Below are 22,703 nucleotides of genomic sequence, written 5' to 3' on the forward strand. Positions count from 1 at the left end.
GCTTTAAACCAAAAATATATCAAAGATTTGCGATGGGCTAAATGTGCTGCTCAATCACGCGATCAAATATGCGTTTGACTTGTAAATCTCCAAAACCGTATATCGGTTCTCTTTTGGAAAATTCCTGAAATACCAGGCCAAAATCTTGAGTGGATTTTTCTTTGATAATGCTTAGGATCGTTTGTTCCGGTCTTCCAGGCTTCCCATCATTTAAATCTCGCTCTACCTGGGCATTTACTGTAGCTTTCACAAACGGGAATTCTTCGTGTACTTGTACAGAAAGCTTGAGCAAACGCTCTATCCCGTTCTTGCGATAGTTAAACCAAAGTAGGGCAAACTGATTGACATTGATTGGAGTGAGAGCTTGCTTCTGATTGAATGCATTCAGCAACCCCTTTTCATCCAAACCACCAAAACCATATTGCAACGTGGAGCCGGTGGGACGCACTAAATTGACCTGAACACTTTTGGTGTAGAGGAGGCTACACACAAACCAAAAATTGACCTGACAAAACAAGTCGTCCTCAAACCAAAGATTCACTTCTCCAGAATCGATATTGACTATTTTGGTTATTTCCGGGACTACCTTTTGGTCGTACGTTCCATCAGTACCATGATAGGTGCTGTCTATAAATTCAGCCCTTGTATTCAAAAATTTATCTAGTGAATCGCCATGCACGGGACCATCCACCAAACATTCTCTCATGACAATGACATCCCCTTCAAGACCAGCAGGAAATTGATCATTTAGTGCGTCACCGTTGAGAATGTTATATGTTTTCACCGCTTAATTCAGTCGATTCTTTTTCAGTTGCCGAATGTCCTTCTTCCTTCTTGAAATACCTTTTTTGAAATACTATAATAAAGCAGATGGCCACAAAGATGGAAGCATCGGCAATATTAAATACAGGCCAAAGAGCCATATAGTCTCCACCTAAAAGAGGAATCCAGTTAGGAAGGTAGCCCTCCCATATGTCAATGTAGAACATATCTATCACCTGTCCATGAAACCATGGAGAGGGCGCATCATATGGTGCATTGTCAAACCAGATTCCATAAAATACCGAATCAATAAGATTGCCAATGGCACCACCTAAAATCAAGGCGATGCAGATGATAAGACCGGAATTTGCCTGTTTTTGGATCAAGGAATAGAGGTAGTAGCCAATCGCGATCATGGCTCCAATGCGGAATACAGTTAGGATCAATTTACCGTATTCAAAATTTAATTTCATTCCGAATGCCATTCCGGGATTGGTCAGGTAGTGCAGCTTAAACCATTGACCAAAAATCATGATCTGACCCTGCGTGCCCATGTCCATGTTATAGTAAACTACAACTTTCACAATCTGATCTACGATGATGACCAGCAGGGCGATTAGAAAATATTTTATGATCTGATTTTTCATCAATTTGCTACTTCTATTTGTACGTCTATTTCTATCCCGTCAATGTCAAACTTCTCGGCTCCACTGGCTTCTCTTGCTTCAAGAGAAACGGCCTGTGTCTCCACTTTGATATAATCTGAAAAGTCAACCAAGGCAGCACTCATCATTGCATCAGTGGTTTTGTAGCTCACCGCAATTTTGTCCTGAACTTCGAGCCCTTTGTCTTTTCTTAGATTTTGAATTCTATTGACCATGTCTCTGCTGAGTCCCTCTTTTCTCAGCTCATCTGAAATGGTGATGTCAAGTGCTACGGTAAGACCGCCCTCCGAAGCTACCAGCCAACCAGGAATATCCTGGGATGTGATTTCCACATCTTCGAGCGTAAGTTTGATTTTCTCACCGTCCACATCGATTTCAAAGGCATTGTCACGCTCTATCGCAGCAATTTCATCTTTCCCAAACCCGTTGATGATTGCCGAAATGGCTTTCATCTTTGGTCCGTAGGCCTGACCAAGTTTTCTGAAATTTGGTTTGATGTTTTTCACCAGTATACCTGAAGCATCATCTACGTACTCAACTTCTTTTACGTTGATTTCTGTTTTTATGAGCTCTTCCACCGCCTCAATTCGCTCCTTTACGTCGGGCTTCAAAATAGGAATCAATACTTTTTGAAGTGGCTGACGCACTTTGATTTTTTCCTTCTTTCTGAGCGAGTGTACAAGCGATGAGATATTTTGTGCGTAGTGCATGCTTTCTGTCAATGCCTGATCTATTTTACTTTCATCAGCCTTTGCCAGCTGAGTCAAATGAACAGATTCTGGTTTACTTTTCGTCTCAGCATTTAAGTTTCTGTAAAGCCAATCTGCATAGAATGGAGCTATCGGGCTCATCAATTGTGCGGTTGTTGCCAGGCACTCATAAAGTGTCTCATAAGCAGCTCGTTTGTCCGCATTCAGCTCACTTCTCCAGAACCGCTTTCTTGACAATCGAACGTACCAGTTTGACAGCTGATCATTGACAAAATCCTGAATAGCTCTTGCTGCTTTCGTTGGTTCATAATCTTCGTAAAATGAAGTCACATCTTTTATCAGGATTTGCAACTCTGAAATTATCCATCGGTCAAACCTTGGACGATCAGCGATAGGTGTGGCGTTCTTTTCATCCATCTGAAACTTATCCAGATTTGCGTAAAGTGCGAAAAATGAATAAGTGTTGGTAAGCGTTCCAAAGAACTTTCGCTGCACTTCAGCCACCCCTTCAAGATCAAATTTCAAGTTGTCCCAGGGGTTGGCATTGACAATCATGTACCACCTGGTAGGGTCAGCGCCATACTGATCCAGCGTTTCAAACGGGTTGATCGCATTACCAAGACGCTTAGACATCTTGTTGCCATTCTTATCCAACACCAGCCCATTGGCAATCACATTTTTGTAGGCTACAGAGTCATTCAAAAGCACAGCGATGGCATGCAAAGTAAAGAACCAGCCACGTGTTTGATCAACACCTTCGGCTATAAAATCTGCAGGATAGTTAGCCTTGAATGTGTCATTATTTTCAAATGGATAATGCCACTGAGCATAAGGCATAGCGCCAGAGTCAAACCAGACATCAATCAGGTCAGACTCACGTGTCATCTTTTGCCCGGAATCACTTACCAGATAGACATCATCTACATAAGGTCTGTGTAAGTCAAAGTCTTCCGGAAGATCAGCGCTCATGAATCCGGCTTCAGCTGCTTTGTGAACTTCTTTTTGGAGTTCCTCAATGCTGCCGATACATTTTATTTCAGTTCGATCCTCAGTTACCCAAATAGGGAGTGGAGTTCCCCAGAATCGGGATCTGCTTAAGTTCCAGTCTACCAAATTTTCCAGCCAGTTTCCAAATCTTCCTGTTCCGGTAGATGCAGGCTTCCAGTTGATGGTTTTGTTCAGGTCAACCAGACGATCTTTTAACGCCGTGGTTTTGATGAACCAGGAATCCAGCGGATAGTAAAGCACTGGTTTATCTGTTCGCCAGCAGTGTGGGTAGGAGTGTTCATACTTTTCTACTTTAAAGGCCTTGTTGTCCTCCTTCAGTTTGATGGCTATGAGAACATCTGTTGGCTTGAAATCGGGATTATTTCTTTTTTCATCTGAATAGTATTCTTCCTTCACAAACTTGCCTGCAAAATCGGTAACCTCTGCTACAAACCTTCCCTGCTTGTCCACCAAAGGAACGTCCTGATCTTTCTCATCTTTGACCATCACCGATGGCACGCCAGCTTGCTGGGTTACTCTAAAGTCATCAGCTCCAAAGACAGAAGCTGTATGAACTACTCCTGTACCATCTTCGGTAGAAACAAAATCTCCAGGGATGATGCGGAAAGCTTTTTCTTCCAACTCAGCATTAGTAACGTATGGCATCAGCTGCTCGTATCGTATGTCTACCAGATCAGTTCCTTGGAATTCCTGAGCTATTTCAAACGGAATGAGTTTATCTCCAGCTTTGTAATCTTCGAGCGCAATATCCTTAGCCTTTTCAGAGAAAAATTTACCAACCAGATCTTTGGCTAAAATGACAGAAACGGGCTCGAAAGAATACTGATTGTAGGTTTTAACTTTTACGTATGTGATCTTCTCCCCAATGGCCAGAGCACAGTTTGAGGGTAATGTCCAGGGTGTAGTGGTCCAGGCGATCACTCTTACATCTTCGTCTCCATCAAAAAGGAAAGCAGAACGATCATCTTTTTTAACCTTGAACTGAGCTACGATTGAGGTGTCTTTCACATCTCGGTAAGTCCCCGGCTGATTGAGTTCGTGAGAGCTTAGCCCAGTACCAGCTGCTGGTGAATATGGCTGAACGGTGTAGCCTTTGTAAAGCAATCCTTTATCAAAAAGTCGCTTCAACAGGTTCCATACAGACTCAATGTATTCCTTCTCAAACGTCACGTAGGGATTATCCAAATCCACCCAGTATCCCATCTGGCGGGTTAGATCATCCCACTGGCTTTTGAATTTCATTACAGCCTCACGACACTTGGCATTATAATCCTCTACGGAGATCTTTTTACCAATGTCATCCTTGGTAATGCCGAGTTCTTTTTCGACCTGAAGCTCAACAGGAAGACCATGGGTATCCCATCCTCCTTTTCTTTTCACCTGATATCCTTGAAGGGTTTTATATCGGCAGAAAATATCCTTCACCGTTCTGGCCATCACGTGGTGGATGCCTGGTGTTCCATTTGCCGATGGCGGACCTTCATAAAAAGTGAAGGTATCCTTCCCCTCACGAGTGCTTACTGATTGCTCAAAAACCTTGTTATCCTCCCAAAATTTGAGGATTTCCTTGGCAATTTCCGAATAGCTGATTTTCTTAAATTCAGGATAACTCACTTCCGTAAACTCTATTATTATTTTTTCTTTTTCTTCTTCTTTTTTGGCTTCCCGTCCTCGTCGATTCCTTCGGCAAGTTCAGGTACACTATCGATAAGTGGGTGGCTTGTTTTGCTACGCTTACCACTGTCAAACTGCAGGATCAGAGCAGGTAGTACTACTACGTTTGTGATCATCGCAAAAAACAATGTGATAGAGGTAAGCTTACCAAGTGCGATCGTGCCTCCAAACTCAGAAAGCACGAATATGATAAATCCGAAAAACAAGATGATAGATGTGTAAATCATGCTTGAACCTGTCTCTCGAATACTTTTGCTTATGGCCTTAGACACATTGAATTTATTGGCAAATAATTCCTGACGGTACTTTGCTAAAAAGTGGATGGAATCATCTACCGAAATACCAAATACTATACTGAAAATAAGCGCAGTACTTGGTTTGAGAGGGATACCAAAATACCCCATGATCCCGGCTGTAATGAGCAATGGGATGATGTTGGGGATAATTGAAATGATGATCATCTTCAGGTTTCTGAAGAGCAGTCCCATGATCAGCGCTATAATGAAGAATGCGATGATCATTGAAGTAAGCAGATTTTCAATTAGAAATTTGTTGCCTTTGATAAACATCAGGGTAGTCCCTGTTACATTCACATCCATTTTGGAGTCCGCAAAAATGGAATCAATTTTAGGAGTGATAACACCATTGACCAGTGAGTCAAGTCTATTCGATCCGATATCTGCGATTTTCAATGAAACTCTTACATACCTGCCGGTAGAGTCAATAAATGATTGAGAGAGATCTTCGGTTTCTCCTTCACTCAAGTATCGCATGATGAAGGCCATATCTCTGTTCGTGGGTAAAGAGTAGAATGCCGGGCTTTGATTATAGAATGCTTGTCTTGCTGCCTTAGCAAAGCTGACAACCGATACTGGTTGAGAGATATAATCGATAGATGAAATGAAAGTTTCCAGCTCATCTATTTTTCTGAGATTCTTGAGATTTTGAACTCCTTTCTTCGCTCCTGTATCAATGATTACTTCAAGAGGCATCACTCCACTGAAGTTGTTTTCAAAGAAGTAAAGATCTTGTTTTAGTGGACTGTTTTCAGGGATATCATCCACCATATAGGATACCGCCTTGATTTTACTTAAGCCATAGGCTGACACACCGGCCACAGCAATCGTGATGGCAAAAATCGCAGGCCTTAGTTTGTGGACAATGACGTCAAGCCATTGGATGACTGAATCTAGCATCTTGAATTTAAGGTGCTTCAGGTGCTTTTGAGTTGGTGGCTTGTAAAGAGAGAAAACTCCTGGGATCAGGATAATGCTCACCACGAATGTCGCCATGATATTGATGCCAGCAACGATACCAAATTCAACTAAAACATTGATTTGAGTAGTTGCAAGCACAAAAAATCCAACCGCTGTTGTGAGGTTAGTGATGAAGGTCACCACCCCAATTTTTCTAATGATTCTGCTGAGTGCCTTCATTTGATCACCATGTTGGCTAAACTCATGGTGATATCGATTCAGCATGTAGACACTGTTTGGTATCCCAATGACCACAATGATTGGAGGGATCAGGCCTGTAAGCAATGTGATCTTATACTCCAATAATGCCAGTGTCCCCATGACCCAAATCACTACAACTCCGATGATAATCAGAGGGAAGAATACTGCCTTGAATGATCTGAAAAACAAGAACAAAATGATGCCTGTTACGATCAGTGAGAGCACAAGAAACATGTTGAGCTCTGCTTTTACTTTACTTGTGGTTATGGATCTGGAGTATGGCAGTCCTGCAAAATGAACATCCACTCCAGTCTCCTTCTCAAACTTTTCACCAGCATCAATAATGCTGTTCACCAGATCATCTCGATTTTTGGAGTTCAGAATTTCCCGTTGAATGGTGACTAAAATCAGAGTTGCACCATTTTCAGAATTGATCAACTGTCCACTGTAAAACTTCAGGCTGGCTGCTCCTCTTAATAGGCTGTCAAGTTCTTCTTGTGTTTGAGGAATTTCAGGAAAAACAGGCTCTAGTTCGAAAGCCCTTGTCTTATTATTCTTTTCAAGTTTTTGCAGATTTGCCAATCCCAGCACATTGCGAATACCTTCTTTACTCTCCAATTCTTTGGTGAGTTCGCTGAACCTTTTAAAGGTTTCTAATTGGTATACAGCACTGTCCTGAATGCCCAGCGCCATGATATTTCCATCTTCTCCAAAAGTCTCTCTAAACTGTTTGAAGTAAACCATATCAGGGTCCCTCTCAGGAACAATGTTGGCAAGGTCATAAGACCATTTAATATTTTGAGATTGGTACCCCATGAAAATGGTCACCAAGGCCAAAATGACCATGAGCGTGACACGAAATCGGAGGATGTTATGAGCGAGTTTGGACCACATAATAAAATAGTGCGCAAAGGTAATGAACCTGCTCTTAGGGGCAAGATTTTCAGCGGTTTATGATGAATTGAAAATAATTCAAATTGCTAAGTTGACTTCAGTATGTGATGGTTGGAGAGGATATATTTTGTAATCACAGTTTTGCAGAAAATCTCTCTAGATTAAATTACTGTCTAATATTTTCAAATGCGAAGAAAGAACACACTTCAAATTATCTTATTTTTCTTATGCATACATCCTCTTCACTCTCAGAATCCGAAGCAATTAAATTTTTCTAGTGAGGGCATCCCACCGTACGTTTATCTCCTTGAGTCCAACCAGGTATGGGATGTTATCTCTGATGATAATGGACTAGTCTACTTGGCAAAAGGAGGAGATATTTTGGAATACGATGGAGTGTCGTATCGGAATATTTTTGTATCGGGTCTTATCAATCATTTTGCTAAAACAGAAAATGGAAGGATATATGCTGCGGGTAAGAAAGAGATTGGCTATTTAGATAACGATAGTCTCGGCCGGGTGGTTTATCATTCTTTAACTCCTAAGCTTAGTGAAGAAAATAAGAGTGAGATTGTTGAACAAATCTTTATCCACGATAATCAGATTTTCTTTGCGGGCTATTCACGCATTTATCAATATGACGAATCGGCCGATAGTCTGATCGTTTACAAAACCGAATCAAGAGCCTATCCGATATATCAAATGGATGGCAAAGTGTATTCCATCATTGAAGAGGCAGGTATTTTCGAACTGGTGAATGGAGAATTAAAAGAGATTGAGTCCAACACCTATTTTGAAAATTTTGGCGCAACAAGTGTAGCGCCACTCTCAAATGATTCACTAGTCCTTTTTGACAGTTCATATGGAGCTATGCTCCTGGATTCTCACGGATTTCGACAATTTGAAATTGGTTGGGATGATTTTCTGAAAAAGAAAAAATTGTATTTAGTAGATCAGATTTCATCTGAGTATTACGGATTTAGTTTTCTGGAGGGCGGACTGGTTATAACAGATAATCAATTCAATCCGGTTTTATTGCTAGATGAGCAGGTAGGTCTAAGCGATATCGTTCTTAATATCCACTTGACAGGACAGAATGAACTTTGGATTTGTACCAACAGTGGTGTTTATGTATTGGACTTAAATTCCCAGATTACGCTTCACAATAAAGCCACAGGGCTTAAAGGACTAGTTACAGATATTGAAGAGCGTGATGGCTTACTTTATGTTGCCACATTTGATGGCGTTTACACAAAACCTTGGGAAGGAAAAGTGAATGTTCTGGAAAATGATGAAAGACTTTTCACTAAGATCCCTGGATCAGGCATATATTCTTATGATTTGCTGCCTTTGGAAAATGGTTTTTTTGTAAATGCTTATGAAGGTGTTGGCATTATTAGAAATGACCGCTTTCGAAAGCTAGTATCAAAAAATAGTTCCAATGGGTTTGTTACTTTTTCACCAGACTCAACAAAGGTCATCGCAACAGGTGATGCCGGTGAAGAGATAGTTGTATTTACTATCCAGGGTGGAGACTGGAAATTATCTCATAGAATAGATACCAAGGCTTATTCCAGCACCTTTAATGTTTTCAAGAAGATTTTTTGGGATGAGGAAGCTCAGCACTATTGGGGAACCAGCGGGAATGATGTGTTTAGTTTCAAGTTTGACAAGGACTTCACCAAATTACTATCATTCAATAGCTACGGAAGAGAAGATGGCCTGCCACAGAAGCAGAAGAATGCCGTTGTTAAACTAGGTGAAGAAATTAGATTTCTATCCGATTCCGGACTTTTCTATTTTGATCATTCTCAAACGAAGTTTATAAAGGATGGGCGCTTCGGAGATTTGTTTGATACCAACGGATTTTACTTGCTGGATAAGGAAGATGAAAACACCTATTGGTACGCCTCCAGAGATGGTACCAAAGGAACCATTTTCAGAAATAATTCTGGAGAACCATTTAAGATTGAATCGCAACGAATGACAACTATTCTGAGTGCCAATCAACAGGTTATCAAATCCTCTTCAAAAGGGGCATTAATTGGTGGTTTTAATGGAATATATCTGGCAAAAAGTTCGGAAAAGTTGGAATTAGAAACGAGTGTAAAAACACTCATTCGTCAGGTGAAAATCATTGACAATCAAACAGACTCGACGGTCTTTTTCGGAAAAAGTATCAGCCGGGAAGTACCTGTATTCAATCCCGAACAAAATTCCTTATTCTTTAGCTATGCATATCCGTCAAGTGTCATGCCTGAAAAAGTGAAGTATTCTTACAAACTAGAAGGATTTGACAAAGGGTGGTCTTCATGGTCAACTAAGGCAGAAAAAGAATACACCAATCTTTCACCAGGATCATACACCATGAAAGTATCAGCGATGAATGGATACGGAGTGGTTACAAAAGCGGGTGAGTACCAGTTTATTATTCAAAATCCCTGGTTTCTTACCTATTGGGCTTTTTCGGGCTACTTTATAGTTCTGATCGTGGGAATTTGGGGAATTGTAAAACTGAACACGCTACGGCTGAAAAAGATAAATCAGAAGCTGGAAGAGATCATCTTTGAAAGGACGGAGGAGATTAGATTCCAGGCAGAAAAACTTCAAACGCTGGACAATGCCAAGTCCAGATTCTTTGCCAATATTTCCCATGAATTGAGGACGCCTCTAACACTCATCCAGGGCCCGCTCGAATCAGTGTTAAGCGGGAATTTGGGGAAAGTCAATGAGAGTATTAAGTCGAAGCTGGATCTGTCCCGAACCAGTACCCGAAAGTTGTTAGGGCTGGTTGAAGAAATTCTGGATTTATCAAAGTTGGAAGCTGGTAAGCTTCAACTCAACCCGGAGGCCATAAAATTCCACGACTTGATTCGTCGTGTATTCTTTACCTACAAATCTGCCGCCCAAAAAAATGATGTAACGCTCCAGCTTGACTATCATTTACCCGAAAACCTTATCCTAAAAATTGATATTGGAAAGTTCGAAAAAGTACTTGATAACCTTCTTTCCAATGCTGTTAAGTTCACCCCAGAATCAGGTAGTATCACTATGACTGTCAATGAACATAATGATCGACTTGAAATCAAAGTGCGAGATACTGGTGTTGGCATAGACCAGGAAGAGGTTGCACAGATCTTTGATCGATTTTATCAGGCGGGCATGGCAAATAAGTACGCCGGAGGCACAGGCATTGGGCTATCACTTGCCCAGGAGATGACTACATTAATGGGTGGAGAATTGACCGTGCAAAGTGAGCTTGGAGTTGGCACAGTTTTCACCCTTGTCCTTCCTATGATAGCCGGTGATCAGGAGGAAATGTCTATAGCTCCATACCAGGAGGATGAGGAAGCTGTTCCAATTGATCTGACTACAGATCCGCTCGATATAAAAACCGCAAAAATTTTGATTGTCGAAGATGATCCTCAAATGCGTGAGTATATTAAGAAAGAGTTGGACATATACTCTGTGGATGAAGCCGAAAATGGTGTGGAAGCATTGCGGAAAATTGAAGAAAATGAATATCATCTCGTAATCACTGATTTAATGATGCCTAAGATGGATGGGCTTGATCTGGTTTCAGAAATTAAGAAGGCTGAAAATTACAAGCATCTTTCTTTAATCATGCTGACAGCTCGTGCAGAAGATGACGATATCGTAAGGGGGCTAAAGGCAGGGATCAATGATTACATCATCAAGCCATTCAACCCAAGCGAACTTAGAGCAAGAGTCAATAACATCCTGGTCAACCAGCTTTCCATGCTCAAAGAACTAACTGCAGATCAGCCGGAATCAGCCGACGAACAACTTGTCTCTGAGCTAAAAGGAATCATAAAGGATCATTTGAAAGACAGTTCATTTACGGTGATGTCACTAGCCAATGCAGTGGCCATCAGCGAACGACAACTGAACAGAAATATTAAGAAAATCACCGGACTAACAGCAGGAAACTTTATCAGGGAAGTGAGGCTAAATGAAGCCCGCATTCTACTAGAAAATAAAGCCTACCACACCGTTTCCGAAGCGTGTTATGCGGTAGGGTTTGAAAAGCCGGGATACTTCACAGAAATTTATACGAAGAGGTTCGGCAAGCGTCCGTCAGAGTACCTGAACAACCTATAAAACCCCTCCATACTGCGTTAATTGTCTGATTTCGGGAAGAGAATGTCCTGATTTTGGCACTGGCCTGCTCATAGCTTTGTCTCAAAACTTATAGCTGCCGAAAGGTTTAAATAAAAATTTAAAGCCATGAAAAAATTTCTACTTCAATATGCACTGATATTATTAAGTGTTTTGGGCTTTTCCCAAACCACTTATACAGTAACAAACACGAACGACGAGGGCTCTGGGTCACTACGCGAAGCAATGACCCTCGCTGAAGGTACTTCCGGAGCGGATGTAATTGACATGACCGGAATTTCCGGGACGATCACTTTGGGGAGTGCGCTTCCTGACATCACGCAAGATCTGACGATCAATGGACCAGGATCAGCTGATCTGGCTATAGACGGAGCGGATACTTATCGTATCTTTTTTATTTTAAATGAAACTGCTCCAACGGTTGTAATCAACGATCTGACTCTTCAGAATGGATTAGCTAAAGGGGAAGACACGCGATATGGCGGAGCAGGTGCTGGAATGGGAGGAGCCATCTATGCGGATAATGCAAATCTGAGTTTAGAAAATGTAGTCCTTGATGGAAACACAGCCCAAGGTGGAAACGGGGGAGTCACTGGACCCGATAGTGGTGGAGCAGGACCCTTTGATACAGGAGGATCCATAGGTTCAAATGGACCTAATGGAAATCCGGGAGGTGCTGGAGGTTTTGGTTCTGGTGGCGGAGTAGGCGGATCAGCTACTGTCTATGGCGGTGGCGCCAACGGTGGAGGAGGTACCGGAGGATTTGGAGGAGGAGCAGGAGCACCAGGGGTTGCCAATTTTCAAGCACCTGGTACATCACCTGGCGGAACAGGCGGAACCTTTGGTGGAAGTACAAATTCATTTAACGGAAGTTCAAGCTCTAGTGCAAGATCCGGCGGTGGAGGCGGTGGCCTTGGGGGTGCACTGTTTGTTAGATCTGGATCCGTAGAAATGGCCGATGTGACACTCTCAAATAACCAGGCCTCCAAAGGTCTGGGTGGAGCTTATTCCAATGATGGCCAGGGAAAAGGAGGAGCGCTCTTCCTAATGGATGGAGTTGCAGCCGAAGGAGTAGGAGTTTCTTTTATTAACAACACTGCTTCGGATGCCGGAGAGGATGATTCCGATAATAATAACAACTACGGCACATTGAATATTCTTACCAATATTGTGATTGAATCCAATCCGGAAAACGATGAAATATCCGAAGGTGAAGATGTGGTCTTTTCGGTGGCGGTCATCGGAAGTGGAGCCACCTATCAGTGGCAGGTAAATGATGGAAGTAACTGGGCAGACCTGGAAGACGATGCGCAAATAAGCGGAGCTGATACAGAAGAACTGAGCCTCACCTGCCTTGATATTAGCTGGGATCAGTACCAATTTCGATGTGTTGTGGAAGGAACGCTGAATACTGAGACTTCCGAAGCAGCAACCCTTACTGTGAATGCTGCACTGCCACTAGAGGTCACCATTACGGGACCGAATTATGTGCTATGCGGAGCACAAGAGAATACGTTTACTGCAGTTGCGGGAAATGTGGAAACTACACCTGCATATCAATGGTTGGTCAATGGTGAGGAAATCGAAGAAGAAACCAATGAGAGTTTTACTTATGAGGTTTCTCCAGGAGATGAAATAAGTGTCATTTTGAGCGAACCAGGCTCTTGCTATTCTAGAACTGCGGCAACATCTGAGATCATTACGATAGAAGAAAGTGACATCATAGCAGTCACTACGGATGCTTCCTCAGGTAGTGGTAGTTTCGCTTGGGCTATTGATTTGGCCAATGCCGCAGCTTGTGATCAAACTGTTACAGTTGATTTGACTGGCTTGCCGAACAATTCCACCATCAACATCAGCGGGATACTGATAACTGCCAGCCGATTGAAGATAGTGGGGCCAGGACGGGATCTACTTAGATTTGAAGACACGACTCCTTCAGGTTATTCCATAAGTTCTCAAGACATGGAATACCTTGAAATGTCAGGATTTGAACTTTTCCATGATCAGGAAAATACCAGTGACGGGTTGAGGCTTGAGTCAAGTATGACTATTCTTTCAGAAATAGCAGTGTCAGGTTATACACAGAACGGGATAAGCACCGTATCCATGGACAATGATTTTGATCAATTATTCTTATCTGATAATAGCAAGGGCATTTTATTCTATAGTTCTCAATTAGGTGGCCAGACTTCCTCGGAAGTACCCGCAAGTGTTTCGTTGACAAACTCTGAGTTTGATAATAATGAAACATCTGTATTTATTAATGATTTTCAGTCCTTCACAACCTCAACCATTGAGAATGTAGTGATCAAAAACAACCAGGATGAATACGACGGAGGATTGCAAATCAATCTTTACAACTCATCAGGAAGCTTCACTACTACGCATTACATCACCAATGTGTCTTTTATCAATGCGTATGCCAGTGGAGCTAACCTTAACGCATCTGACGGGAATGATCAAATCATCGCTCATTTTACTAATTGTACCTTCTCCGGAAATGGTATTCGATCGTATGACGACAACCTGGATAGTGAAACCACCTATATCTCGGCATTGGCCAACAAGAATTCTGAGGCGATTCTTACCAATTGTACCTTCGCGCAAAATGCAATTGCCATTAGCTATGATGAAGTTTCCGGAGGAAGTGCCCTGGCAACTATCAAGAACTCCATTTTTGTGGGGAACACGATTAGTAACGTTTATACATCCACCGGTGAGGCCACAGTAACAGAATCCAACAATATTGGCTATCCTACCTTTTCAGGTGTAGCTTCGGACGTGATCAACTTGACCTTGACCAACCCAAGCGGTACTGGACTTTTGGTGCATGAACTGATCACGTGTACTTCTCCTGCACTGGATGCCGGAGATGACTCAGTGGCTCCCGAGACGGATCAGCTAGGTAATGCGCGACAGGGTGTCTCTGACGTTGGAGCTGTAGAATCTCAAGGATTTATTACCAGTCAACCAGAGGATTTGGCAGAATATATTGGGAATGAAGTCTCTTTTACAGTAGAAGCGAGTGCCGAAGAAGCAAGCTATCAATGGCAGGTCAGCACTGGGGGTGAATATACAGATCTGGCTGATGATGCCACTTATTCAGGTACTCAGACAAGTGAGCTTACGATTGCTGAATTATCAGATGACCTGGATGGGAACAGCTATCGTGTGGTGATAAATGGACTATGTGAAAACATTTCGTCCGGGGCGCTTTTAGATGTCCTGCACTACCCTACTTCAGATAATGGTTCAATCGAGGCTTTAGAAGACATCACGTACGAATTTCAAGCAAGCGATTTCATTTTTGATGACTTGGATGGCGATGTTTTTGACGGGATTTTAATTGAGTCAGTGACAGGCGATGGTACTTTGTTGTACGATGGGACGAGTGTTACTTTGGAAGAAGTATTTACAAATATTTCTGCGCTTACTTTTAAATCGGATCAGGATGAAAGCGGTTCGAACTACGCTTCGTTCACATTTAGAGTAATATCAGATTATTCTGAAACTGAAATCAGTCAGGAGGTTTATACCATGACTATAAATGTCAATAGCACGAACGACGTACCAACCGATATTACTTTGTCCAATGCCAGCATCGATGAAAACAACTCAGTAGACGCAGTGATCGGAACGCTGAGTACGATAGATATTGATGAAAATGATTCTTTCACCTATTCACTGGTAGCAGGAACTGGGGACACAGACAATTCCTCTTTTAATATAGATGGTAATACACTTCGGGCAAGTGCATCATTTGATTTTGAGATCAAGAATTCTTTGAGTCTGAGATTGTCTTCAAGCGATGGGGAAGCTACAGTTGAGAAGGTTTTCACAATTTCAGTATCCGATGTAGATGAAATGACGCTCGGTATTTCGAATCCGGATGTATCGATCTATCCCAATCCGGTAAGTGATCTCCTTAAGATTGAAGGAGCTGAGTTTGATGAGGTGTCCATTCTCAACTTAATGGGTCAGGAATTACTTAGAAGTAGTAGTAGTTCAATTCCTGTAGAAAGATTTGTAAAGGGAACTTACATTCTCCGCCTCTTCAAGGATCAAAGAGAAATCCACAATCAGAGATTAATAATAAACTAAGGCAGCATAAGCTAAGGCTTATTGCTAGGGCGACTCCAAGGGGGTCGCTTTTTTTATTTGCCTGAAATAAGATTTACACAAGGTGGCTAGCTCCCATCATCACAAGACATTCGTCAAATTATTTCTTACCTCCATCAATTTAAATAGTGGGATCATGAACTGAGCATGCTGAGATTGTGACTTAAACTCTATTTTTCTAGATTACCTCTACAAACTGTGAAGAAGACCATCCATCTTTCATTTCTGATTCTTTTGCTAAATGGCACCCTTGCTCAAGGACAGGAAGAGTATTCAGAATTAATAGATAAAGCACAATCCTTTGAATCGAGCAATCCTGACTCTGTGCTTCATTTTGCATGGAAGGCATTAGAAAGTGATCATGAAAATAGTTTTGATGCTTTCTACTGGATGGGCGTAGGCTTGAGGCACAAAAACAAATATGACTCTGCATTGTACTGGTTTCAGCAATCTGACGGAGTGGCTGAAACAGACATTCAAAAGGCCAATGTAAAAATGGGGCTCGGCGGCATCTTCTATTCGAAGAGGTCCTTTGATGCAGCCCTTACAAATTTTTTGCAAGCAGCGGAATATTTTGATAAAGCGGGGAATCGAGAAAGGCTTGGATCTGCCTATACCAATATTGGGATCATTATGAACACCAACGATAATGACAACAAAGCTCTCCATTACTTCAAATCAGCGATTGAAATTTTTAATGAATTGAAGCTTGAAGACAAGAAGCTACCAGCATTGGTCAACATATCTACGGTTTATCAAAAGCAGGAGAAATACGATTCGGCGATACTTTATGCTCAGCAATGTTTTGAAATTTCCGAGCGAATGAATTTCAAGTTTGGACAGGCGAAAGCGTTGGTGGTTTTGGCACCTTCTTTCACGAAATCAGGCCATCCGCACAAAGGATATGAATTAGCGAAGCAGGGGAAAGCATTGTTTGAAGAAATGGGCGCACTTGAAACCACTCGCCTCATGAAGCTTTTTGAAGCCGAAGCGTTACTACAGCTTAATCGCGTAGCTGAAGCGATGAGTATTTGTAAGGAATTGGAGTCTCTGGAACTGGAACTTTCCATGAAAGAGCACTTATTTGAGACTATGGCTATCATCTATGAGACCATGGGAAAGCCAGAACTGGCACTGTCCTATCAGAAAAAATTCTTTATGGTTTATAAAGAGTATATGAAGGAAGAGCAATCCAATTATTTAAATGAGTTGGAGGCTCAGTTTGAAGCCGAACTTAAGGCAAGTGAGATTGTCAGGCTACAAAATCAAATTGCTATTCAGAAATTGAAAACGTCGAGGCAAAACTGGATTATTGGTTCCTTTACCATTTTTGCAATTTTAGTGGCCATTGCCATTTGGTTTTACTATCAAAAACGATTGAGCAAAGCCAAAGAACAATCGGCCATTCATAAGCAGCAATTGTTACGCTCTCAGATCAATCCACACTTTATTTTCAATTCTTTATCCTCTATTCGAGGCTTTTTATTTGAAAGCGGTGATACCAAACCCGCCATTACGTATCTGGGCAAGTTCGCCAAACTCATGAGAATGATACTGGACTTAAGCTCCAAAGAATGGGTTTCTCTTGAAGAGGAGATGAGGGCGCTTGAACTTTATCTTGAGATTCAACAATTAAGGTTTAACAAGACTTTTGAGTTTAAATTTTCAATTGATCCCGAATTGAGACTAGATGAAATACTTGTTCCGCCACTTACAGCTCAGCCATTCATAGAAAATGCAATAGAGCATGGTCTCAAAGGAATTGAGAATGATGGCGTGGTGGAAATCGAATGCTTGAAAAAAGATCGAAAACTCGTTTTCAAAATACAGGACAATGGTATAGGAATCGATCACGTTACGCCAAAAGAAAATCATCAATCCCATGCTATTCGGATTTTTACTGAGCGGTTGAGTCTTATTGGCAAACGAATGAAAATGCGGTTTCAATTTAAAATTGCAGATTTAGGAAATAAAGAGGGTCAGCACGGGACACTGGTGACTTATGAACTTCCATTGCTAAAAGCGTAATATGTATAAGGCATACATTGTTGATGATGAACAATATGTAATTCAGGACCTGAAAGGATTGTTGGAAATGAATTGTCCTGAAGTTGAGGTAATAGGTACTTCCAATACTTCTCAGGAAGCACTTCTGGGAATCAAATCATTGCAGCCTCATTTGATCTTTATGGATATAAATATCGATGAGGTTTCAGGGCTAGATCTGGTTCGCCAACTGGATCTTGGAAATGCACGGGTGATATTTGTTACAGCACACGATCAGTATGCCATAGAAGCTTTCAAGCTAAGTGCTGTTGACTACCTGCTGAAGCCTGTAGATGCGGATGAACTAATCGAGGCAGTGCACCGGGCTACTGCTGACATTGAGAAAGATCAAATTCATTCTCAGCTAACCGCATTAGCCCATAACCTGATGCCTGGAAGTCAGAAAAAGAAGATCGTACTTTCTGATATGGAAGGACTTCATATCATTGATATACCAGACATCTTATGGTGTCACGCCAACGGAAGCTATACAGAGTTTCATATGCAAAACGGGGAGACATTAACCGTATCAAAGCATTTAAAAACTTATGAATCAATGCTGGTAGATCATGGACTCATGAGGGTACACAGGTCTTATATTGTAAATATTTACAACATTAGCAAGATAGAGCGATCCAAAGGAGAGATTCGAATGAAGAATGATGAAACACTGCCCATTTCGATAGCTCCTGATCTGTTAAAGTCTATTTTGGGTAAACTTCAGAGCTAGCCCGTCAAATTATATTTCCCTCCCGTGAATCAAAATCTCGTCCCCATCAAAGCTTAGAATTTTTCCATGATTTAGTTGCCATTTTCGGAGAAAAGAAAATGTCATGGAGAGAAAAACTACTGCCTTTAGATTTTTAGCATTCCTAATCTCATTTATGCTTGGAATCTCAGCAAATGCACAAATTGTTTATGTGGATCAAAGTGCCACTGGTACCGGTGATGGGTCATCCTGGGCAAATGCAGTCACGGACTTACAAGCAGGTATTGATTTGGCGGCAGCAGCGGCCACACCTGCAAGTCCTGTTTTGGTTTGGGTGAAAGCAGATACGTATTATCCCACAGCAGGCACGGATAGAACCATTTCATTTATTATGAAAAATGACGTTCAGATCTACGGTGGTTTCATGGGAAATGAAGTGAACCTGATAGATCGGGATTGGATAAAAAATGAAACAATCCTATCAGGAGATATAGGAACAAAGAATGTGAATACAGATAATTCGCAAGTGGTAATTCACAACTCCAATGCTCCGAGTACTCCACTTGAGTTGAGCGCTGTTCTGGATGGATTCATTGTCGAGGATGGATACATGGACGATGCATCATTGACTGGCGGTGCAGGCATGCGAAACAACAACTCCAGCCCTACGATTCGAAATTGTATTTTTAGAAATAACGTCAATGCACAATTAGCCAATGGGCTCACCAGAGGGGGTGCTATTTTGGCTGTCACAGAGTCTAACCCTCTGATTCAATCTTGTATATTTTATGATAATAGTGCCCGATCGGGAGGGGCTATTGCCTTTCGCTCTACTACTTACCACAACGTTGAATCTAAAGTGATCAATTGCTTGTTTTATGATAATACTTCTCATTATTTGGGAGGAGCAATCTATGTAGAAAATCACCGTGTGAGTTTTTACAACAATACCATAACTCGAAACATCAATACTGGCTCTCAGGGCTTTGGATGGGGAGGAGCCATATATTATCAATTGAATGCCAATACGAGCAGTGCTCAAATTGCCAATAATATCGTCTGGGGAAATACCGGATTAGCAGGAAACGCAATTTATGTGGGAGGCAGCTCTAATTTTCCGATCTATACAACGAACATTATTGACTTTTCGGTAAACGAACCTGATCCTGAGTTTTTAGATCCGGACAATGATGATTTTTCACTAAACCCCTGCTTGTCTCCCGCGGTAGATGCAGGCACTTCCTCAAGCGTTCCAACAGGTCTGTTTAGCGATTTAAGTCTCGGATCACGTGAGTTTAACAATGTTGTTGATATCGGAGCATATGAAGTTCAGGGTTTTCCGGTGAGTTTTTCTGCCATAGAAACGGGGGATGTTTCCTGCAATGGTGAAGACGATGGACAGATACATGTAAATGCTGGTAGTTATTTCCTTCCGATTGAGTTTAGTTTGGACAATTCCAACTATGTGTCTTCTACTAGCTTTTTAAACTTAGCTCCTGGGACATATACTGTATACGCGAGGGATGCAACCGGGTGTACAGATGATGAAACGGTGGTAATTAATGAACCCACAATGATCAGTATCAACACCATCACCCAGACGCACATTACCTGCAGTGGTGAAGGCGATGGAAGTATAAGTATCAGCGTTTCTGGAGGTTCTACACCATATCAGGTGAGTTTTGATGGGGGAGCGACCACCGCATCAACCCAGTTTACAGCCAATACGGTAATCGACAATCTTGATCCAGGGACCTATGAAATTACCATTGTAGATGGTAATGGTTGTACACATACGAGTTCATCAAATATCTTAATTGAGGAGCCTGACGTTCTCTCAGCTACCATTGACGTGGTTCAAATTTCATGCAATGGAGAGGAGGATGGTGGAATTAGTATTTCTGCTGTGGGAGGAACAGGCTCATTGTCTTATAGCTTGGATGGCATCAACTATCAAGCATCTCCGCAATTTTCTGGACTGAGCCCAGGGAACTATTCAATTTTTGTAGAAGATGCAAACGGATGTGAGTTGAATGATATGACTACTATAGTAGAGCCTGTAGAAGTGATAGCAAGCGTAGTTACATCCAATGCAAGCTGTTTTGGTAGCCTGAATGGATCAATCACCATATCTACTACGAATGCAATTTCACCGGTCACTTATATTTTGAATGATGGGGTTCCCGTTTCAAATAATGTATTTGATCAATTAGATCCAGGTACATATAAAGTTGAAATTGTTGATGCAAATGGTTGTGGGCCTATCCTTTCGGGAATAGAAGTAGGTGCTGATATCGTACTTTCTCTTTCTGTAACTCAAAGCGATAGAAATTTTACACTTGAGGCTACCGGAGGGACTTCCCCCTACGAATATTCGACTGACGGCACCAACTTTCAGAGTTCCGGATCTTTTTTCGATTTGGATCCCGGTTCATACACATTTATGGCTCGAGATGCCAACGGGTGTATGATTGAATCAGAAGAGTATGATGTGGTACTAGGGGTCAAGAGTCCAGAAATATCTGTCTACCCCAATCCGGTAAGTGATCTCCTTAAAATTGAAGGTGCCGAGTTTGATGTGGTGTCCATTGTCAACTTAATGGGTCAGGAATTACATAAAAGCAACAGGGTTTCTATTCCGGTAAGAAGGTTTGCAAAAGGAACTTACATTCTACGTCTCTTCAAGGATCAAAGAGAAATCCACAATCAGAAATTGATAATTAACTAAGGTGGCATAAGCTGAGGCTTATGGCGAGCGACTCCAAGGGGGTCGCTTTTTTTATTTTTATGTGCGTATTTTTATTTGTTCAAAAAACACAATCATGCCCAAAATTCGAATCAACTCCGTGCAGTGCACTACCCCCGATGAAATCGATAAAGATGAAATGTACCTAAAGAAGGATGGTCATAAAATCTGGCCGGAAGGTGAACTGTATCATCGGGTGGATTCAGGAGATGTGGAGCAGGTTGGGGTGACTTTGGATGTCTCTGAGGGCTGGAATGAGGTAGAGGTTTGGGACTATGATTTTGTTAGCCTAAATGACAAACTGGGAGTTTTTAAGTTCAAGGTGGATAGTACTCCTGGAAAATATAGCACTTCGATGACCTTGCTTGAACGAAACAGCACAGCCAGTTACCTGATGTTTTGGGAGATCCTTGATAAGGATGGAAAGTCAGTAGATGACTAAACAGGCAGCCTGTATCCTTTGATGGTTTTGTAAAGTCTCACAGCATGCGAGTCAGTGAGTCCGCTGATGAAGTCAATGACTATTTGCAAGGCCTCATAAACCGTTTTTGAATTCTTCAATTGAACCTCATACTCCTCTGGGAGCAATCGTAAAATGGACTTGTGCTTTGGAAGCGGTTTCTCAAATTGGTTGGCATAAACAGAAGTGGCGAATACTTCGATCAGGGTATCAATGACTTCATAACCACCTGCCTCTTTTTCCAGCACCAGCTTGGAGCGATAGATTTTTTCGATCGATAGCTTAATGATTTTTTCCATTGCAGGAGCTGATGGAATTAAGCTGGTCAGGTCTTTATCAAAACTCCCATCCAACATCGCCTCCTCATGTTCGATAAATGCATCTGAACACTCCTGGATCAGCTGACCAATTGCCATAGCTCTTAATGTGCCGAGACGCTCATTTTGAGACTCTATGGCTAGAACCTTCTCTTCCGAATAAGATGAACCAATAATTTCAGCAAGTAGTGATTTTACCGTATCGAAAGGCACCAGCCCAAGTCGACACCCATCTTCAAGATCGATAATATGGTAGCAGATATCATCAGCTGCTTCTACAAGAAATGCCAATGGATGTCGGCACCAGGTGTCCTTGCCAAGCGCCTTCAGCCCCATTTCATCAGCCATCTCTCTGAAGAGATCAGCATTGCACTGGTAGTAGCCAAATTTCTTTTGGCTTTTTCGACCTTTTTCCTTTTCGCCAGAGGAGGACAGTGGATATTTTGTGAAGGCTCCCAGAGTAGCATATGTGAGTTTCAATCCTCCATTTCCTTTGCTATTCAGAATCCTGAGACCCTGAGCATTGCCTTCAAATGTGGTTAGGTCCTTCCACTCTTCATCGGAAACTTTATCCCTGAAAAACAGACCCTTCTTATTAGTAAGAAAGAATGACGAAATACTGTCTTCACCCGAATGTCCAAATGGAGGGTTGCCCAGGTCATGAGCGAGGCACGCTGCTCCTACTATCCCCCCAAAATCATGGACGGTAAAGCCGGCTTTGTTCAGCTCAGGATATTTTTTAAGTAGATAGTTGCCTGCGTTTTTTGCTAAGGAACGACCAACAACCGAGACCTCCAGACTATGCGTGAGCCGAGTGTGAACAAAATCATCTTCCGGAAGCGGAAAGACCTGTGTTTTGTCCTGAAGCTTTCTGAACGGGTGCGAGAAAATAATACGGTCAAAGTCCTGCTCAAACCGGCTTCTGGTTTGATCATGAGCTACTGTTTTTGTCTCTCCGGGTCGTCTATGCGAAAGCAGTTGAAGCCAATTCAT

At 41.9% G+C, this 22,703-nt stretch carries 11 protein-coding genes; 6 read left to right on the forward strand and 5 right to left on the reverse strand.

The window, feature by feature from the left end:
* Positions 1-37: 37 nt before the first annotated feature.
* From ACEQZT_RS07505 to ACEQZT_RS07520, 4 genes are read right to left on the reverse strand one after another with little or no spacing between them, the layout of a single operon-like run.
* Positions 38-784, reverse strand: a complete 747-nt coding sequence (locus ACEQZT_RS07505; RefSeq protein WP_370088798.1) for a DUF1835 domain-containing protein — start codon at positions 782-784, stop codon at positions 38-40.
* Positions 771-1,409 carry a lipoprotein signal peptidase gene (locus ACEQZT_RS07510; protein ID WP_370088800.1) on the reverse strand — a complete coding sequence of 213 codons (639 nt, stop codon included), beginning with the start codon at positions 1,407-1,409 and terminating at the stop codon, positions 771-773. Before ACEQZT_RS07510 ends, ACEQZT_RS07505 begins: the two co-directional genes overlap by 14 nt.
* On the reverse strand, positions 1,409-4,759 hold the full coding sequence (gene ileS, locus ACEQZT_RS07515; protein ID WP_370088802.1) for an isoleucine--tRNA ligase: 3,351 nt from the start codon (positions 4,757-4,759) through the stop codon (positions 1,409-1,411). Before ileS ends, ACEQZT_RS07510 begins: the two co-directional genes overlap by 1 nt.
* Before the next feature lie 17 nt (positions 4,760-4,776).
* Entirely contained in the window at positions 4,777-7,170 is a 2,394-nt protein-coding gene (locus ACEQZT_RS07520) for an RND family transporter (protein WP_370088804.1), read from the reverse strand.
* 186 nt (positions 7,171-7,356) lie between these two features.
* Here ACEQZT_RS07520 and ACEQZT_RS07525 point away from each other — a divergent pair, with 186 nt between their 5' ends.
* From ACEQZT_RS07525 to ACEQZT_RS07550, 6 genes are all read left to right on the forward strand, one after another.
* Positions 7,357-11,292 (forward strand): response regulator, encoded by a 3,936-nt coding sequence (locus ACEQZT_RS07525; protein ID WP_370088805.1) that lies wholly within the window; start codon positions 7,357-7,359, stop codon positions 11,290-11,292.
* Positions 11,293-11,418: 126 nt separating this feature from the next.
* Positions 11,419-15,414, forward strand: coding sequence for a choice-of-anchor Q domain-containing protein (locus ACEQZT_RS07530; RefSeq protein WP_370088807.1), 3,996 nt, complete (start codon positions 11,419-11,421; stop codon positions 15,412-15,414).
* A 216-nt stretch (positions 15,415-15,630) separates the two neighbouring features.
* On the forward strand, positions 15,631-17,460 hold the full coding sequence (locus ACEQZT_RS07535) for a histidine kinase (protein WP_370088809.1): 1,830 nt from the start codon (positions 15,631-15,633) through the stop codon (positions 17,458-17,460).
* 1 nt (position 17,461) lies between these two features.
* Positions 17,462-18,208, forward strand: a complete 747-nt coding sequence (locus ACEQZT_RS07540; protein ID WP_370088811.1) for a LytR/AlgR family response regulator transcription factor — start codon at positions 17,462-17,464, stop codon at positions 18,206-18,208.
* A gap of 103 nt (positions 18,209-18,311) precedes the next feature.
* Positions 18,312-20,915 (forward strand): T9SS type A sorting domain-containing protein, encoded by a 2,604-nt coding sequence (locus ACEQZT_RS07545; RefSeq protein ID WP_370088812.1) that lies wholly within the window; start codon positions 18,312-18,314, stop codon positions 20,913-20,915.
* A 94-nt stretch (positions 20,916-21,009) separates the two neighbouring features.
* A complete protein-coding gene (locus ACEQZT_RS07550) occupies positions 21,010-21,375 on the forward strand; it encodes a hypothetical protein (RefSeq protein ID WP_370088814.1) in 366 nt (121 codons plus the stop codon).
* Here the strand turns inward: ACEQZT_RS07550 and ACEQZT_RS07555 are convergent.
* The gene (locus ACEQZT_RS07555) at positions 21,372-22,703 is read right to left on the reverse strand and encodes a deoxyguanosinetriphosphate triphosphohydrolase (protein ID WP_370088816.1); all 1,332 of its coding nucleotides are present in this window, start codon (positions 22,701-22,703) and stop codon (positions 21,372-21,374) included. The two genes, ACEQZT_RS07550 and ACEQZT_RS07555, sit on opposite strands and share 4 nt — an antisense overlap.

It is taken from the genome of Ekhidna sp. (assembly GCF_964218185.1).
Classification (GTDB): Bacteria; Bacteroidota; Bacteroidia; order Cytophagales; family Cyclobacteriaceae; genus Ekhidna.

Bases quoted from the DNA above. Each gene is read 5' to 3' on its own strand.
- ACEQZT_RS07510 (WP_370088800.1), bottom strand. From the start codon at position 1,409: ATGAAAAATCAGATCATAAAATATTTTCTAATCGCCCTGCTGGTCATC.
- ACEQZT_RS07520 (WP_370088804.1), bottom strand. From the start codon at position 7,170: ATGTGGTCCAAACTCGCTCATAACATCCTCCGATTTCGTGTCACGCTC.
- ACEQZT_RS07525 (WP_370088805.1), top strand. From the start codon at position 7,357: ATGCGAAGAAAGAACACACTTCAAATTATCTTATTTTTCTTATGCATA.
- ACEQZT_RS07530 (WP_370088807.1), top strand. From the start codon at position 11,419: ATGAAAAAATTTCTACTTCAATATGCACTGATATTATTAAGTGTTTTG.
- ACEQZT_RS07540 (WP_370088811.1), top strand. From the start codon at position 17,462: ATGTATAAGGCATACATTGTTGATGATGAACAATATGTAATTCAGGAC.
- ACEQZT_RS07545 (WP_370088812.1), top strand. From the start codon at position 18,312: ATGGAGAGAAAAACTACTGCCTTTAGATTTTTAGCATTCCTAATCTCA.
- ACEQZT_RS07550 (WP_370088814.1), top strand. From the start codon at position 21,010: ATGCCCAAAATTCGAATCAACTCCGTGCAGTGCACTACCCCCGATGAA.
- ACEQZT_RS07555 (WP_370088816.1), bottom strand. From the start codon at position 22,703: ATGAATTGGCTTCAACTGCTTTCGCATAGACGACCCGGAGAGACAAAA.